The sequence below is a fragment of the Myxococcus llanfairpwllgwyngyllgogerychwyrndrobwllllantysiliogogogochensis genome (assembly GCF_006636215.1).
Taxonomy (GTDB): domain Bacteria; phylum Myxococcota; class Myxococcia; order Myxococcales; family Myxococcaceae; genus Myxococcus; species Myxococcus llanfairpwllgwyngyllgogerychwyrndrobwllllantysiliogogogochensis.
The window spans coordinates 1-413 of the sequence record NZ_VIFM01000889.1 but is presented as its reverse complement, the minus strand read 5'-3'; the positions used below and the strand labels follow the sequence as shown (position 1 = coordinate 413).

General features: G+C 56.2%; 1 protein-coding gene. It reads right to left on the bottom strand.

All coding sequences use genetic code 11. The annotated features are described in order from the left end of the window. On the bottom strand, nucleotides 1–411 hold a 411-nt coding region (locus tag FJV41_RS51055; RefSeq protein WP_497812691.1), incomplete at its 3' end, for a helicase-like domain-containing protein. Nucleotides 412–413: the final 2 nt, after the last annotated feature.

Below are 413 nucleotides of genomic sequence, written 5' to 3'. Positions count from 1 at the left end.
GCGCTCCATCTTCGAGAACCGGTAAAGGTTCTTTGCGTAGTGGCTCTCATCGATCATGAGCCAGTCCACACCCAGGTCCTCGAAGTCCAGAACGGCCTCCTTCTTTCGGGTGTTGTTGAGCTTTTCGAGCCTGGCCCTCCAGGACTTCTTCGCCCTCGCCAATTGCTTGACGATCTTGTTGCTGCGCCCTTCTGAGTGCATGCGGATGGCCGCTTCGATCTTCGCCAGCTCCTCCTCGATGAAGTTTTCCATGTAGTCATTGCTGACTTTCATCGATTCGAAAGTGGCCTGTGTGACCACAATCGCATCCCAGTCGCACGTTGCAATGCGTGCCAGCATGAGCCGCCTCCTTTCGCCCTGCAGATCCTCCTTGGATGCCAGCAGCACATGCGCACTGGGATAGGCCTCCATGA